This is a genomic window from Pedobacter psychroterrae (assembly GCF_004331695.1).
Taxonomy (GTDB): Bacteria; Bacteroidota; Bacteroidia; order Sphingobacteriales; family Sphingobacteriaceae; genus Pedobacter; species Pedobacter psychroterrae.
Genome location: NZ_SJSL01000002.1, coordinates 192,264 through 209,085 on the forward strand (window position 1 = coordinate 192,264; position 16,822 = coordinate 209,085).

At 43.4% G+C, this 16,822-nt stretch carries 15 protein-coding genes; 14 read left to right on the forward strand and 1 reads right to left on the reverse strand.

Annotated elements, in window-relative coordinates; translation table 11 throughout:
• Positions 1–2: 2 nt before the first annotated feature.
• Entirely contained in the window at positions 3–566 is a 564-nt protein-coding gene (locus tag EZ437_RS09190; protein ID WP_131595548.1) for a DUF4199 domain-containing protein, read from the forward strand.
• A gap of 240 nt (positions 567–806) precedes the next feature.
• On the opposite strand, the gene EZ437_RS09195 is transcribed toward EZ437_RS09190, so the two are convergent.
• On the reverse strand, positions 807–1,580 hold the full coding sequence (locus EZ437_RS09195) for a 3-keto-disaccharide hydrolase (protein ID WP_131595550.1): 774 nt from the start codon (positions 1,578–1,580) through the stop codon (positions 807–809).
• A 109-nt stretch (positions 1,581–1,689) separates the two neighbouring features.
• Between EZ437_RS09195 and EZ437_RS09200 the strand changes: the two genes are divergently transcribed.
• The 13 genes from EZ437_RS09200 to EZ437_RS09260 all read left to right on the forward strand — a co-directional run bounded on the left by EZ437_RS09200 (position 1,690) and on the right by EZ437_RS09260 (position 16,817).
• Positions 1,690–2,646: a glycosyltransferase family 2 protein gene (locus EZ437_RS09200; protein ID WP_131595552.1), complete on the forward strand. Its 957-nt coding sequence runs from the start codon at positions 1,690–1,692 to the stop codon at positions 2,644–2,646.
• Between the two features lie 3 nt (positions 2,647–2,649).
• Positions 2,650–3,618, forward strand: a complete 969-nt coding sequence (locus EZ437_RS09205) for a glycosyltransferase (protein WP_131595554.1) — start codon at positions 2,650–2,652, stop codon at positions 3,616–3,618.
• Positions 3,615–4,403 (forward strand): hypothetical protein, encoded by a 789-nt coding sequence (locus tag EZ437_RS09210; protein ID WP_131595556.1) that lies wholly within the window; start codon positions 3,615–3,617, stop codon positions 4,401–4,403. The genes EZ437_RS09205 and EZ437_RS09210 overlap by 4 nt, the downstream gene beginning before the upstream one ends.
• 7 nt (positions 4,404–4,410) lie before the next feature.
• Positions 4,411–5,910 carry a GH3 auxin-responsive promoter family protein gene (locus tag EZ437_RS09215; RefSeq protein WP_131595558.1) on the forward strand — a complete coding sequence of 500 codons (1,500 nt, stop codon included), beginning with the start codon at positions 4,411–4,413 and terminating at the stop codon, positions 5,908–5,910.
• Positions 5,907–7,079: a 1-deoxy-D-xylulose-5-phosphate reductoisomerase gene (locus tag EZ437_RS09220; protein ID WP_131595560.1), complete on the forward strand. Its 1,173-nt coding sequence runs from the start codon at positions 5,907–5,909 to the stop codon at positions 7,077–7,079. The genes EZ437_RS09215 and EZ437_RS09220 overlap by 4 nt, the downstream gene beginning before the upstream one ends.
• Before the next feature lie 17 nt (positions 7,080–7,096).
• Positions 7,097–8,422 carry an RIP metalloprotease RseP gene (rseP, locus tag EZ437_RS09225; protein WP_131595562.1) on the forward strand — a complete coding sequence of 442 codons (1,326 nt, stop codon included), beginning with the start codon at positions 7,097–7,099 and terminating at the stop codon, positions 8,420–8,422.
• Between the two features lie 7 nt (positions 8,423–8,429).
• The gene (gene hscB / locus EZ437_RS09230) at positions 8,430–8,957 is read left to right on the forward strand and encodes a Fe-S protein assembly co-chaperone HscB (RefSeq protein ID WP_131595564.1); all 528 of its coding nucleotides are present in this window, start codon (positions 8,430–8,432) and stop codon (positions 8,955–8,957) included.
• Positions 8,957–9,505, forward strand: a complete 549-nt coding sequence (locus EZ437_RS09235) for a YeeE/YedE family protein (protein WP_131595566.1) — start codon at positions 8,957–8,959, stop codon at positions 9,503–9,505. Before hscB ends, EZ437_RS09235 begins: the two co-directional genes overlap by 1 nt.
• Before the next feature lie 3 nt (positions 9,506–9,508).
• A complete protein-coding gene (locus EZ437_RS09240; protein WP_205942675.1) occupies positions 9,509–9,925 on the forward strand; it encodes a DUF6691 family protein in 417 nt (138 codons plus the stop codon).
• 45 nt (positions 9,926–9,970) lie between these two features.
• The gene (locus tag EZ437_RS09245) at positions 9,971–10,558 is read left to right on the forward strand and encodes an RNA polymerase sigma factor (protein WP_131595568.1); all 588 of its coding nucleotides are present in this window, start codon (positions 9,971–9,973) and stop codon (positions 10,556–10,558) included.
• 92 nt (positions 10,559–10,650) lie between these two features.
• A complete protein-coding gene (locus EZ437_RS09250) occupies positions 10,651–11,817 on the forward strand; it encodes a FecR family protein (RefSeq protein ID WP_131595570.1) in 1,167 nt (388 codons plus the stop codon).
• A gap of 170 nt (positions 11,818–11,987) precedes the next feature.
• Positions 11,988–15,317 (forward strand): SusC/RagA family TonB-linked outer membrane protein, encoded by a 3,330-nt coding sequence (locus EZ437_RS09255; protein WP_225869540.1) that lies wholly within the window; start codon positions 11,988–11,990, stop codon positions 15,315–15,317.
• 18 nt (positions 15,318–15,335) lie between these two features.
• Positions 15,336–16,817 (forward strand): RagB/SusD family nutrient uptake outer membrane protein, encoded by a 1,482-nt coding sequence (locus tag EZ437_RS09260; RefSeq protein ID WP_131595572.1) that lies wholly within the window; start codon positions 15,336–15,338, stop codon positions 16,815–16,817.
• Positions 16,818–16,822 lie beyond the last annotated feature (5 nt).

The window sequence follows — 16,822 nt, forward strand, 5'->3', positions numbered from 1 at the left end:
TTATGGAAGAAAAACAAAGACTAATTAACAGCTTATCGCTAAAAAATGGATTAATCATTGGAGCGATTAGTGTTGTACTCTCATTGGTGATGTACTTTATAGACCCACTAATGGCATTTACCAATTGGTGGGTGGGTTTAATATTGATTGTTGTATTTCTGGCTCTGCTTGTCTATGCCGGTCAAAGCATACGGAAAGAAGTAGGTGGTTTCTGGACATTTGGTGAGGCTTTCAAATCATTTCTGATTATGGGCCTAATCATCACAGCCATCTCAACCGTTTATAATGTTATGCTTATGAAGGTGATAGATCCTGACCTGCCTGCACGTGCAGGTGCTGCAATAGATGAAAACACCAGAACAATGATGGCGAAATTCATTACTGACGAAGATCAATTGGAAGAGGCACTTGCCAAATCGGGATCTGGCCAATCTAAATTGGAAATCACCGGGAAAAACCTGGTAACTGGCATTGGTGTATCGCTGGCTATTTACGGGGTGCTTGCACTAATACTGGCTGCGATTATGAAAAAGCCAGAGCCGATCTTTATTAAAACCGAAGAGTGAAAAATGACCGTTCTCTTCGAAGGCTGCGCCAGCTAAGTTCCCTGCGGTCACAAACCTGACAATGCCTTCTAAGAGAAGGTAATTTTTTAGTAGCAGGGAGCAGATTGCAGGGAGGAGAGAATGTAGGGAGGAGAGATTGCAGGGAGTAGCGAAAGCAGGGAGCAGAGAATGCAGAAGGAGACAGAATAAAAAAAGGGCAGAATGTCGTTGCATTCTGCCCTTTTTTATGCCGTCAGGTTTTTAAAGTTCCCTGATCCAGATGTTGCGGAAGCTTAATGGCTCGCTTGGATCGCCGTGCGATTGAAGCTTGATAGGCGATGGGCCGTGGGCATCTCTGTACGCTGCTTGGCCGATGTATTGGGTTGGGCCTTTTAATTCAAAGTTGTTCTGAACCAATACGCCGTTGAATAATACGGTAACACGGGCAGGGGTTTTTAGCATTTTGTCGTCATTAAAAGTCGGTGCAGTCCAGATGACATCGTAAGATTGCCATTCTCCCGGTTTGCGGGTAGGATTTGCAAGTGGCGCAGTCTGTTTGTAGATACTGGCAGACTGTCCGTTGGTGTAGGTATCATTCTGGTAAGAATCCAGGATCTGCAATTCATAACCTGCGTCGCCCTTGCCGATAGAAGCAAGGAACAGACCGCTGTTTCCTCTGCCCTGACCTTTGCCGGTGATATTGGCAGGTACCTGCCATTCAATGTGCAATTGATAGTTGTTGAAAGACTGCTTGGTTTCAATGTTGCCGGTTTTTTTGTCGACGGTAAAAACGCCATTCTTGACAGTCCATAGGGCAGGCTTAGACCTGTCGCCCGAACTCACCCACTGGCTCAGGTCTTTGCCGTCAAAAAGGATGGTAGCGTCTGAAGGTGGGGCAACGGTAACCTCTTTAGTTGCGACTACTTTGGGTACCGGAGTGTAAAACTCGGTATCTTCCGGTTTTTGGGCTTGTGCAGCCATATTAATTCCTCCTGCTATAAGAGAGGTAACAAAAAGTGTTTTAGTTAATTTCATTGTGATAATTTCGGTTAATAGTATATTCAAACTTAGATAAAAAATATGCTTCTTACCAATTATATAGAAATTTATCTAAGTTTGCATTCTTTAAGCGTTGTAATCATACATGGATATTTCTGTAGTAATCCCGTTATATAATGAAGAGGAGTCTTTACCTGAACTGACGGAATGGATAGCTAAGGTAATGCAGGAGCATAAGTTTACTTATGAACTACTTTTTATAGATGACGGAAGTACAGATACCTCCTGGGCAGTAATAGAAGACCTGAAACAGCAATATCCGGCATTACGGGCTATTAAGTTCAGGCGAAATTATGGTAAATCTGCCGCTTTAAATGTTGCCTTTGAGGCTGCTCATGGTGATGTGGTGATCACCATGGATGCAGATCTGCAGGATAGTCCGGATGAGATCCCGGAACTTTACAGGCGGATTAAAGAGGAAAAATTCGATCTTATATCTGGATGGAAAGCCAAACGCTACGATCCTTTGAGCAAAACCATTCCTACTAAAATATACAATGCCGCCACACGCAGGATGTCGGGCATACACAACCTGCACGATTTTAACTGCGGACTAAAGGCCTACCGGAAGGAAGTAGTTAAGAATATAGAGGTATATGGCGAAATGCACAGATACATTCCTGTAATAGCCAAATGGGCCGGTTTCACCAAGATAGGAGAGCAGATAGTGGAACACCGTGCACGCAAGTACGGGGTAACTAAATTTGGCATGAGCCGGTTTATTAATGGGCTTTTAGATTTGCTGTCCATATTCTTTGTTGGGAAGTTTGGCAAGCGCCCGATGCACTTCTTTGGTACAATGGGTGTGTTGAGCTTTGTAATAGGAACATTCATTGCCATATGGCTGATTGCAGAAAAACTATATGATATTTCTGTAGGTATTCCTATAAAAAGAGATGTAACCGACCAGCCTTTGTTTTACATAGCACTGGTAGCCATTATTTTGGGTTCACAGTTGTTTTTAACGGGATTTGTAGCAGAGCTTGTTTCCCGTAGCGCACCTGAACGCAATAATTATCTGGTAGAAAAAGAGATTAGTTAACCAATGTTCTTTTCGATCATAATACCCCTTTATAACCGTCCGCAGGAAATAGATGAATTGCTGGCCAGTTTGGTGAAGCAAAGCTACCTGCAGTTTGAGGTGCTAATAATAGAAGACGGCTCGGTAAACGACGCCAAATCAGTAGTAGATAAATATGCCAACAGGCTGGACATCAAGTACTACTTTAAACCCAACTCCGGTCAGGGATTTTCCCGTAACTATGGATTTGAAAGAGCGGATGGCGATTTCTTTATCATCTTTGATTCTGACTGTCTGATCCCGCCCGACTATCTGGAAATAGTACGCGATTATTTATTTGAGCATAAGCTCGATGCCTATGGAGGACCTGATGCCGCCCATGAGAGTTTTACCCCAATCCAAAAGGCCATCAGCTATGCGATGACTTCGCCATTTACGACTGGGGGCATCAGGGGGAATAAAAAACACGTCGGACAGTTTCACCCCCGCAGTTTTAATATGGGTGTTTCCCGTGAAGTATGGGAAAAGGCAGGTGGTTTTATACTGACCAGACTGGGCGAAGATATAGAATACAGCATCAGGATACAGCAGCATGGATTTAAGACAGGGTTGATCCCGGCGGCGAGGGTTTTTCATAAAAGGCGGACAAGTTTTATGCAGTTTTATAAGCAGTTGCACTTTTTTGGGAGGGCAAGGATAAATATTTATAAACATTTTCCTGCTGAGTTAAAATTGATACATTTCTTTCCGGCTGTATTCACCTGTGGTGTAATATTTACTATACTTGCCAACCTGTTTTATGCCCCATTGGCCTATGTATGCAACTATTTTATATTGGTATACTTTATGTTGATATTTTTTCACGCATGGCAGGTTAATAAGTCATTAAAAGTTGCATTTTTGAGCATTATTGCTTCCTTTATACAACTGACCGCTTACGGGTTGGGTTTCATGCAGGATTTTTTAAAAAGAGTAGTATTTAAACGACAATGATAGAATTTTTGAAGGATAGTACCTTTACTGTAAATGAGGTGATCAGCAAAGCCGTTGGGGTAACCAAGCGCAACTACTTCTCTATTGCAACGCTTTGTTTTCTGATGTTCATTACTTCAAATGCGTCGGGCCTGATGGCCTTCTTTTTAAATGATGTAAGTAAGGGTCTGAGCATTTTGATGGCTTTCATCTTTGTGATGTTCTATTTTACGATTAACCTTTCCTTGTTCAGGTACATTTTTCACTTGCTGGATGATGAAGATCATGATGTAAGCATTGTGAGCACCATCCCGACCAAACGACAGATTATCCGCTTTTTGGTAGCTACGCTGTACTTTATGCTCTGCATTTTGGGCGTGTATATCCTCGTGACGGTGATCGGGTTTCCCTTTGTACTGGCGGGTATAGCTGTAGAGAAGGTATCCAATGTCGCCATTCCTGTAGGTATGGTAGCGGTGTTCATTACCTGGATACGCATTTCGTTTTTTCCTTTCTTTATCATCGATAAGAACCTGGGGCCTTTTGCTTCGATAAAATACAGCCTGGCAACCACAAGAGGTAATTTTACAAAGATCTTTCTGCTGTTGCTGGTACTGGGTGGGTTTTATATTCTCTGCCTTTTCTTCGGCTTTATCCACTGGCCGGTAGTGGCTTTTTTTGTGAATGTTTTGAGTTCCTTTATCATCGTTCCACTGTCTAGTGTGGCGCTGACCATTGCTTACCGTAAAATGATAGGTGAATATAAAGGAGAAGAAGAGCCAGATATTATACACAACATAGTTTAGTAGCATTATGGGATTAAAAGCGGCATTAAGTAAACCTTTTGCTGCCTTTGTAGTGAAGGGCATAAACAAGTGGAAAAAGAATGCGGTAGCCGTGCAGCAGGATGTTTTGGCAGGATTGGTACGCGATGCGCAGCACACTGCTTTTGGCCGGGACCATGACTTTAAGTCTATTCGCAATTACGAGGATTTTAAAAAACGTGTACCTGTAAGGGACTATGAAGACCTGAAACCATATATAGACAGGGTTGTGGCCGGAGAGGAAGACGTGATGTGGAAAGGCAAGCCCCTTTATTTTGCAAAAACATCCGGCACCACATCGGGTGTAAAATACATTCCGCTTTCTAAAGAATCTGTGCCGGAGCATGTAAAGGCCGCCAGAAATGCATTGCTTACTTATATCCACGAGACAGGAAATGCTTCTTTTGTAAATGGCAAGATCATTTTTTTGCAGGGCAGTCCTGTACTTAGTAAGAAAAATGGGATTAATATAGGCAGGTTATCGGGCATAGTGGCGCATTTGGTGCCTGCTTACTTACAGAAAAACCGCCTGCCATCTTATGAAACCAACTGCATTGAAGACTGGGAGGAAAAGGTAGACGCGATAGTGTCGGAAACCATTCATCAGGACATGACCCTGATATCCGGGATACCACCATGGGTACAGATGTATTTTGATAAGCTAACGGAGCAATCAGGAGGCAAAAAGATCAAAGACATCTTTAAGAATTTTAACCTGTTTGTATATGGAGGTGTCAATTATGAGCCCTATAGAGCCAAGATAGAGTCTAGTATAGGCCGGAAAGTGGATGCCATCGAGACCTACCCCGCATCGGAAGGATTCATTGCTTATCAGGACAGTCAGCAGGACAAAAGTCTATTGCTGCTGGTCAGTGCAGGTATGTTTTATGAGTTTATTCCTGCAGACGAGTATTATAATGATAACCCTTTGAGGATTAGCCTGGAAGAGGTGGAGCTGGACAAAAACTATGCGCTGATATTGAACACCAACGCCGGACTTTGGGCTTACAGCATTGGTGATACCGTAAAGTTTGTGTCTAAAAACCCCTATAAGATCCTTGTGACAGGAAGGATCAAACATTTTATTTCTGCCTTTGGGGAACATGTAATAGGTGAAGAGGTAGAGCATGCGATATTAAGTGTAGCAAATGAAGAAGGGGTAGGTATCACCGAGTTTACAGTAGCGCCGCAGGTAGCTCCTGCAGCGGGAGAATTGCCTTATCATGAGTGGTTTGTAGAGTTTTCCAGTCCGCCGCTGGACATGGTTGATTTCACTAAAAAAGTAGATAAAGCGCTACAAGAGAAGAATATTTACTATTTTGACCTCATTGAAGGGAAGATACTGCAGCCTTTGATCGTCCGGTCTTTGCAAAAAGATGCTTTTGTAAATTATATGCGGGGCCAGGGTAAGCTGGGTGGACAAAATAAGGTCCCAAGGTTATCAAACGACAGGAAGATTGCAGATGAATTAAGGAATTTTACGATTTGAAAAACATATCAATATTAGGCGCTACTGGTTCAATCGGGACACAAGCCCTGGAAGTTATTGCCGCAAATCCGGGATTGTACAAAGTTTCGGCATTGACCGCCCAGGCAAATGCCAGGCTGCTGATAGAACAGGCTTTGAAATACAGGCCGGGTATGGTAGTGATAGGGGATGAAAGCCTGTACCTGGAGGTAAAATCAGCGTTAGGAGCTTTGCCGATTAAAGTTCTGGCCGGGGAAGATGCCCTTTGTGAAGCGGCAAGTATAACTGAAGCAGACCTGGTATTGACCGCTGTAATGGGTTCGGTTGGATTGAAGCCTACTATTGCCGCCATTAAAGCCGGGAAGGATATCGGGCTGGCAAACAAGGAAACGCTGGTGGTGGCAGGAGATTTGATTACCAGGCTGGCCAGGGAACATGGGGTAAAGATCATTCCGGTAGATTCAGAGCATTCGGCAATTTTTCAGTGCCTGATAGGAGAAGCGCCGGATTCGGTTGAGAAAATATACCTCACTGCCTCTGGCGGACCTTTTAGGGGCAAAGACCTTGCTTTTTTGGCAGGGGTTACTAAAGCTCAGGCGCTTAAGCATCCAAATTGGGTAATGGGCGCCAAGATCACCATTGATTCCGCTTCTCTGATGAACAAGGGCCTGGAGGTGATCGAAGCGAAATGGCTGTTTGGCCTGGAGGCAGATCAGATAGATGTAATTGTGCATCCCCAGTCTATTGTACATTCGCTGGTGCAGTTTAACGACGGCTCCATAAAAGCACAGATGGGCCTGCCTGATATGAAATTGCCCATTCATTATGCCCTTGCTTATCCTGAAAGAATAAGTAGCGATTTTAAGCGTTTCAGTTTCATGGATTATCCTGAACTTACCTTTTCACAGGCAGACAGCGGGACGTTTAGAAATCTGGAACTGGCCTACAGTGCGCTGAGAAAGGGTGGGAATATGGCCTGTATTGTAAATGCAGCCAATGAAATAGTGGTCAATGCTTTTCTAAATGACCAGATCGGATTTTTACAAATGAGTGAGGTAATTGAAGCCTGTATGGAGGGCGTGGCTTTTATAGCAGCGCCTACACTAAATAATTATTTAGAAACAGACCAACATACACGTATATTTGCCAACCAACTCGTAACAAAACAAGTATTAAACAATCAAAATTAAAAATATTAAAATAATATATGAGCGGACTGATTATGGCGGCCCAGTTACTTCTGGGGTTATCGATACTAGTAATTTTACACGAATTAGGACATTTTTTAGCGGCGCGTGCCTTTGGGATTAAAGTAGAGAAATTTTACCTGTTTTTTGATGCATGGGGAGTGAAACTTTTCAGTTTTAAAAGGGGCGACTGCGAATATGGTATTGGTTGGCTTCCATTGGGTGGTTATGTGAAAATATCAGGTATGATAGACGAGTCTATGGACACTGAGCAAATGAACCAGCCTGCACAGCCCTGGGAATTCAGGTCTAAACCAGCATGGCAGCGCCTGATCGTAATGCTGGGCGGGGTAGCGGTGAATATAGTAGTTGGTATCTTTATTTTCTGGATGCTCGCTTTCACTTATGGAGAGACATTCATAGCGAACAGTTCTGTATTGAACGGAATTAATCCCGGTGAGATCGGTAAAGAGATCGGTCTGAAAAAAGGGGACAGGGTGGTAGCAGTAAACGGAAATAAAGTAATCCGTTTTGAGGAGCTGATCAGCTCGAAAGTGTTGTTGGGCAATACTAATCTGACCGTGATCCGCGGTGACAGAACACTGGACATTAAAGTGCCTGACAATATATTGAACAAAGTTTCTGACCTTGGAATTGAAGCGTTTATCAGTAGGGTACCGTTGATTACCTCGTCTATAGACAGTGTGTATAGCAATGCAAAAAAGGCAGGCCTGCAGATTGGAGATAAGGTTGTCTCTGTAAACAATGTACCTGTTAAATATAGCGTGGATGTTAGGGAGCAAATGACAAAACTGAAAGGTAAGTCTGTTTTGTTTAACATCAGTCGTGGCTCAGAGATCCTGGCGTACAACATTCCGGTGGACACTGCAGGAACGATTGGTATCAGGTTCAATTTTAATGAAATTAAACAGGAGACGATAAAATACAGTCTGTTTGCAGCTTTACCTATTGGTGCGAACCAGGCCTGGAAGACATTTAGCGATAATGCTAAGGGCATCTGGAAGGTTTTAACCGGCAAGATTCAGGCTAATAAGGCATTTTCTGGCCCTGTGGAGATTGCGCGTAAGGTATATGGAGGTGAATGGATCTGGGAAAGGTTTTGGGCTTCGACCGGCTTTATCTCAATCGCATTGGCATTTATGAACTTACTGCCTATTCCTGCACTGGACGGCGGACATGTGGTTTTTCTACTGGTAGAAATGGTGAAAGGAAAGCCGCTTGGTGATAAGTTTATGGAACGCGCACAAATAGTGGGCTTTGTAATGTTGCTTTGCCTGATGGTATTTGTACTGGGGAATGATATTTTTAAAGCGGTAATGCATTAGCGTTATTATGACTGATTATTTTGCTTTTTATGGTTTGCCGGTTAGCTTTAACCCTGATGCTGCACTTGTAAAGCAGAAGTTTTATGAGCTCAGTAAGAAGTATCATCCTGATTTTTATATCAACGAAAGTGAAGCTAAGCAGGCTGAAGTACTCGAATTAAGCACGGTAAATAACAAAGCCTACCAGGTATTAAATGACCCTTTTAAACGGCTGCATTATATCCTGGAAGTTAAGGGTGTATTGGTAGAAGGTGAAAATTATTCCCTGCCCCAGGAGTTTTTAATGGACATGATGGACGTCAATGAGGCACTGATGGATTTGCAGCTTGAACTTGACGCAGGGCGGTTAAGCGCTTTGAAAGCAGATGTTGCTGTGGTCGAGCAGCAAATTTTTGATGAAATTGCTGTGTTGACGGCTAAATTTGACGAACAGGGTGGGGATGGACAGTCGGATTCACTTGCTGCTATCAAAGATCTGTATTATCGCAACAAATATTTGCAAAGAATAAGAGATAGCATAAAATCAGTATCTTAATGACACAGCCCTGGCCTTGGTATGCTTCTGGTCTTGCAATCAGCGCAATAATGTTGCTGCTTATCTTCTTTGGTAAATCTTTTGGGTTTTCTTCTAATTTGCGGAACATCTGTAGTATGATGGGAGCTGGAAAACGGGTTAAATTCTTTGATTTTGACTGGAAGGCCCAGCGCTGGAATCTTTTATTTCTTGTCGGAGCTGTGATTGGCGGTTTTATTTCTAAGCAGTGGCTTGGTTCCGGATCGCCTTTGGCCTTATCTGAGGCAACAATTGCAGATCTTAAATCGTTGGATATTCCGTTTGACGGCGAGATGGTGCCATCTGCTATATTCAACTGGCAGTATCTTTTTACATTTAAGGGGATGTTTATTTTTTTAGGAGGAGGTTTCTTAATTGGTTTTGGGACCAGGTATGCTGGGGGCTGTACTTCAGGCCATGCCATAAGTGGATTGTCTAACATGCAGTTGCCCTCCTTGATCGCAGTGGTGGGCTTCTTTATTGGCGGACTGGTTATGACACACCTTATTTTCCCACTTTTATTCTCGTAAGCCATGATGAAGTCTTTAAAATATATACTTACCGGTGTCCTGTTTGGCATTGTGATGAGTAAATCAGAGGCCATTTCCTGGTACAGGATACAGGAAATGTTCCGTTTTCAGTCCTTTCATATGTTTGGTATTATTGGCACGGCTGTCCTGACCGGCGTGATTGGGGTATGGCTGATTAAGCGGTTTGGCTATAAGGATACCGAGGGGTCTTTAATAGTTTTTCCTGTGAAGGAAAAAGGCTGGCGCAGGTATTTGTTTGGGGGTATCATATTTGGATTTGGCTGGGTGCTTACGGGTGCATGTCCGGGCCCTATATTTGTCTTGCTGGGTCAGGGATATCTGTTAATGATTGTAGTGATATTGGGCTCTTTGCTGGGGACTTATGTATACGGGATATATAGAGACCGCTTGCCGCATTAAATAACGCTGGTAAATTATATATTTGTAGGCGAGGGACATAGAGTAATGGCGCAATACAAGTTATACGGAGATCAGGAGCTGGTTCAGCTGATGCAAAGTGGTGACGAGCGCGTATTGGTGGAGATTTACGACCGTTACTGGGACAAAATGCTTTCGGTTGCGTTTAACAGATTGGGTAACCAAGAGGAGGCCGAAGAGTGTGTGCAGGATGTGCTTTATAAATTATGGAATCTGCGCCATGATTTTTCTCTGATAAAAGTAGAGCTCTCGAACTATCTGGCCCGCGGGATACGCAATCAGGCCTTCAATATATTAGACCGACGTCACCGGGAACGCATGAAATCTGAAGGTTATGCTCCAGCAGAAGATGTCAACTTACTATCGCCTGAAAGGGCGTTGATGCTGCGGGAGCTACAGGAACAGATAGACAATTCGATAGCAGCACTCCCGCCCCAATGTCAGCTAATATTTAAACTAAGCCGTCAGGAAGGTCTGTCAAATAAAGAAATTGCGGAAAAATTGAATTTATCGGAGAATACCATCAAATCACATCTGAAAAAAGCCAATAAAGATCTACGGGATAATGTGAAGACGCTAACTACGGCGATATTTATCTATACTTTGTTTCAATAAAGGCCTATATTTTATTATTTCGTAAAAAATAATCTCAATCACTCACCCCTAATGCATTTTTTTCTGTCTATATAGATAGAAAAGCATAAAGAATGTCCCCGAATACTGAATACATAGAATTGTTGGTCTTTAAATTTAACAATGGAAGCATTTCCGCTGAAGAGTTGGAGCTGCTGAAGGAGTGGTATATGAGTCACGATGACCAGCATGTTGTCATTACTTCAGGAAAAGATGAATCATCCGAGGAGGTAAAATCACGTATTCTGGGCAGCTTGCTCGCCAAAGTAGCAGATGCAGGAAGAAAACCTGCTAAAAGTGTGCGACTGATTCGCTGGATAGTGGCGACAGCTGCCGCTGTGCTTGTGGCAATTGGTGCCTGGGTGGTATTAGACCGTGAAGTGCAAGTCAGGGATTTTGGGGTTGAGAAAAAAGCATCCATCCAACCCGGAGGCAATAAAGCTACGCTGACCCTTGCTGATGGCAGGACGATAGTGCTAAGTACCTCACAGGCAGGAATAGTAACCGGAAAGGAAATCACCTATGCAGACGGAGCACCTGTGGTGCAAACATCAATAGATGAATCGGCCTATTCTAATAGCTTATTGACTTTGCAAACCCCCAGGGGCGGTACCTACAAAATAACATTGGAAGATGGAACGGATGTTTGGCTGAATGCAGCTTCCACGATCAGGTATCCATTGCATTTTGCTTCAGACGCACGTATAGTAGAACTTGATGGCGAGGCTTACTTCAATGTTAAGCCTGCCTATCAGAAAAATGGAGACAGGATACCATTTAAAGTGAAGGGTAGACGACAGGAAGTAGAGGTAGTCGGGACCCAATTTAATATAGCAAACTATCCTGAGCAACTATCTGATAGAACTACGCTTGTGGAGGGAAAAGTGCTGGTGAGTGATGATCACAGCCGCATTATTATACATCCAAATGAACAGGCCATTACCACAACAGGGAAAACGCTTGTGAAAAAGGTTGACGTAAATAATTTTATAGCCTGGCGTGAGGGCAAATTCGGTTTTGACAATAAGACATTTGAAGAAACGATGAACGAAGTCGGCCGCTGGTATGACCTGGACATTGTTTATATAAACGGCATACCAAAGGAAGAGCTGACAGGTGATGCTTTTCGTAACCAGAATATCAGCTTTGTATTGCGCTTATTGGAGGTTGCGGAAATAGATTACAAGTTGGACGTGAAGCGCCGGAAGCTTATCATAAATGGAAAAAAAAGTAGAATGTAAACCTAAAACAAACCAACCACCACATGAAATAAAAACCAACCACAAAAAAGACTCCTTTAAAATCAAAAAAGGAAAGGACTGCCATCCTTTCCCCTAAAGCGATTTGAATTGTTGCAGTCGACCAAAACGTAGAAGTAGACATTACACATCAACAAACCAACGTAAAATTAATGAATAAACTTTACTTATCACGAGTGATGAAAATCATCATGTTCTTATTTATAGCAGGCTTTACGACAGTAAGCGCCTCCAGCTATTCCCAGCAGATCACACTGAAAGGAGAAAATATTCCCTTTTCCTCTGTGATAGAAGTCATTAGGAAACAAAGTGGATATGCCGTCTTTGGTACAAAAAAGATTATTGAGTCTGCCAGGCCCGTTACCATTGATGTCAAAAATATGCCATTGCAGCAATTTTTGAATAAGGTAGTTCAAGGTCAGCCGATAACTTATGTTATTGAAGACAAGACCATATCCCTTTCCAGCGCGCCTTTACCTGCCATTCAGACCGCGACAGTAGTTCAGCAAGCACTTAGTGGTGTGGTTCGCCATGCTGAAACGAAGGAGCTTCTGGTAGGGGCTACGGTGAAATTGAAGGGTGCAAGCCTGAGCACATCAACCGACGAAAAAGGCCAATATCGCATCAGCATACCTTTGACTGAACAAAAGCAGATTCTGGTGTTTAGTTATGTCGGCATGAAACCGCAGGAAATAACTTATCAGAAACAGACAAGCTTAAACATTGAACTGGAACCAAACGACGCAGCAATGAATGAAGTGGTTGTGACAGGTATTTATCAGCGTGACCGCGAAGCACATACCGGATCTTCCGTGACCTATACCGCCAGAGATCTTCAAGTTGTTGGAAACCAGAATATCATACAAAGCTTAAAAACACTGGATCCTTCATTTGCCGTTGTAGAGAACAATCTATTTGGTTCTGATCCTAACCGATTGCCGGATATTGAAATACGCGGAAAAAGTAGTGTGATCGGGCTTACTGATGAGTTTGGCTCTAACCCTAACCAGCCTTTGTTTATTCTCGATGGATTTGAAAGCACGCTGGCCATCATCAGTGATCTGAGTATGGACCGGGTATCATCGATTACTTTGTTGAAGGATGCGAGTGCTTCAGCTATTTACGGTTCGAAAGCTGCAAATGGCGTGGTTGTAGTGGAAACTAAAAAGCCTACCGCAGGCTCGCTGCGGGTTAACTATAATTTCAACTCAAGTGTTAATTTCGCCGACCTAAGTGACTATAACCTGATGAATGCAGGAGAGAAACTTGAATTTGAGCGTCTGTCTCAGTTTTACGGCTTACTAAATCCTGACGGCTATATTATAGTGGGGCCAAACCCTGATAATGAAGCAAGGTATTTTGAACGGTTGAAAGAAGTGCGCCGAGGAGTAAATACCTATTGGGCCCACGAACCTTTGCGTACCTCTATTTCACAGCGGCATACTTTATTTGCAGAGGGTGGTGACGCTAACCTCCGCTATAGCGTATCCTTGAATTACGGACTTACTCCCGGTATGATGGAAGGTTCGGACAGGACAGCGACCAATGGTAACGTTCGGTTGCTTTACCGAAAAGGAAATGTCTCAGTAAACAACACGTTGAGCATTGACAATGTGGTCGCAAACCGGGAAGCACAGCCTTTTTCAGCTTTCTCGAGGGCGAATCCCTACTACCGGAAATACAATGAAGACGGTACGGTGAGAATGGTGTTGGAAGATTACAAGCCTTTTGGTAATGCGACATTAGCTCCGATATACAGTCCCTTGTATAATCAAAATAACCTAAATCTTGATTCAGAGGAATCTCAGGGTTTCACGAATAATTTTGAAGCGGAATGGCGGATTATAGAATCTCTTCGCGCACGCGCACGCTTTGGCTTACGCAATTTCAAAACACAAGATGTAATATTCAGGTCACCCTTCAATACCGAATTTATTAACACCGATGCATTGCAAAGGGGTAGGTATAATGAAAATAACGGCAAGGATGTGAATTATGACGGAGACCTAAGCTTAACATTCGGAAAGGTATTCGCGGAAACGCATACCGTTAATGCCGTAGCAGGTATGCGCATGGAACAGAACGTCCGTAGCCTAAGCGCCTTTGGAGTGACAGGATTTATCGATGATGAGTTTTCCAATCCTAATTTTGCTTTGGGCTTTAGAGAAGGGCAGCGTGCGGGATACCAGGAATCCATGCGTCGCGGGGCTAGTTTCTTTATGAATATGGGCTATGCGTTTGATCAACGCTACCTGTTGGATGCCACTTTGCGCTCGGATGGTTCTTCCATTTACGGAGCAAGCAGACAGTTCTCAACCATCTGGTCATTCGGACTAGGTTGGAACATCCATAAGGAATCTTTTTTAAGTTCGTCCAAATGGATCAATCAATTGCGCCTGAGAGGATCTATCGGTAACCCCGGTAACCAGAATTTTGACGACTACATCTCGATGAGGATTTATCGCTATAACAATGATAACCGGAATCCGTTTGGTGCCAGTACGATTATCAGCAATATGGGCAATAGCAATCTCCGCTGGCAGACCACCCTCGATAGAAATATCGGTTTGGATTTTATGACGATGGATAATAGATTCCGGATCACTGCTGACTATTTCGTGAAGAATACAGATCCACTACTTGTATTGTTGACCCTACCGTCCTCCACGGGTGTATCGCGCGTAGCGCAGAATATCGGTGAGCAGAAGACCAATGGTATCACGCTTACTACAGATTATAACATTTTGCGTCGCAATGAAATAAACTGGCGTGTGAATCTCAATATGAGAAGGATAAAATCAGAATACCGCAAAATGGGGAACCGTTTAGATAATTTTAACCTTGCCAACAGAAGCCGCAATATGGCCCGTTATTATGATGGCGGTAGTCCCTCAGACCTTTGGACAGTACGCTCCGTAGGAATAGATCCCGCTACCGGTCGTGAGATTTTCCTGAATAAAAATAATGAGCAGACATTTGTTTACAATTATCAGGATGAAGTGGTAGTGGGAAATAAGGAACCCGATCTGGACGGCGTGATCGGCACTAGTTTTATGTACAAAGGATTTCTGGCCTCGGTAAACTTACGATATCGCATTGGTGGACAAGCCTTCATGCAGACGCTGTATGATAAAGTGGAGAATATCACCACGGCTAATGTTCCCCTGAATCAGGACAAGCGCGCTTTATATGATCGCTGGCAAAAGCCTGGTGACAATGCCCGTTTCAAGGCGATTTCAAGGACGGAATATACCCCTATGTCTTCGCGTTTCGTGCAAGACAACAATATGCTTGTCGGAGAATCATTTTCATTAGGGTATGAGACGAGCAAGGCTGCCTGGCTGAAGTCTGTGCGTGCTTCTTCTATTACTTTAAGGGCTTATATGAACGATATATTCTATGTGTCCACCATCAAAAATGAGCGCGGTCTGGATTATCCCTTTGCCCGATCCGTTTCTTTTTCAGCAGCTGTCCGCTTTTAACCAATAATACTATCACAGATGAAAATAACTTATAAAATATTCTTCTGCCTGGCCTTGAGCATACTTACACTTTCCTGCAAAAAATGGATTGATGTAAAGCCTACAGACCGACTGGGCGAAGACCAGCTGTTTGTAGACCCTGCCGGTTATACAAAAGCAATCAATGGTGTTTATGTGGAGATGGCCAATACGGCACTCTACGGGCAGGAAATGACTACAGGCACAGTGGATGTCATGGCGCAGTACTATGTGCTGACCTCTTCTACACACCGCTATTACGAAGCTACCACATTTGTATATACCGGAACCAAGATGAAAACCATATTTGATGATGCCTGGAAAAAATCTTACGAGCTGGTAGCAAATTGTAATGTGATTATCGAAAAATGTGGAGATGCTCCCAGTGAGAAACTACCAGAGCTATATTATGGTGTGATCAAAGGAGAAGCGCTCGCACTGCGTGCTTTCTTCCACCTGGATATGCTACGTCTTTTCGGCCCGATCTATAATGACGAAAATAAGGCTAAGCCTGCGATTCCCTATGTGACTAAAAGTGGTTTTGAAGTATTGCCTTTCTTAAGTACCGAAGAAGTGATGAAGCACATCACTGAAGATCTGAAGATGGCGCTTGCTCTGTTAGAGAATACAGACCCGATCAGGACCTCAGGAGTTAGAAATGGAAATAACACGGGCGGACCTAATGACTTGTACTATCGCCAATACCGTTTAAATTATTATGCTGCTAAGGCATTATTGGCGAGGGCATATTTATGGCAGGGGGATAAAGTTAACGCATTGATAGAATCGGAAGCGTTACTAGCTGAGGTGCAGGGGCCGAAGAATGTGTTCCCTTTTGTTACTCCGACTGCCGCACTTGGTTTTACCCAAGGAAACACCGTGATTCCCGCTGACCGTCTTTTTACTTCTGAAGTGATGTTTGGAGTTTATGACATTAAGCGATCGGAAATGTTTGACCGTCAGTTTCACGTAGGACTGGACAACAATAACAAGCTTTCATTTAGCAATGGGGATAGCAATGAATCGCGGGTGAATGCGCTGTACGATGATGCCAATGATTATCGTCGCCGGATTTGGCAAAACGCCTCATCAGGAACAGTTACCGCTTTAACCAATCTGAAATATCTTGATCAGAACAATGTCCCCGGGCGCTACATGATTCCCTTGATCAGACTATCGGAGGTATTGCTGATTGCTGCGGAAAGCCATCCGGATCTGGCTACCGGTATTACTTATCTGAATAAGGTGCGGACCAGTCGGAATAGCTTAAGCCTCAATCCAACTTCGAGTGCCTTGCTGCTTACTGCGATCATGAACGAATTCAGAAAAGAGACGATCGGAGAGGGACAGCAGTTTTATTTTTATAAACGGACTGCTCAGCAAACCATTCCGAATCATGCTGCGGTAACAGGTACTAAAGCTATGGTATTAACAAATTATGTGGTGCCGCTGCCAGATAGTGAATTGTCACAAAGGAATTAAAATAT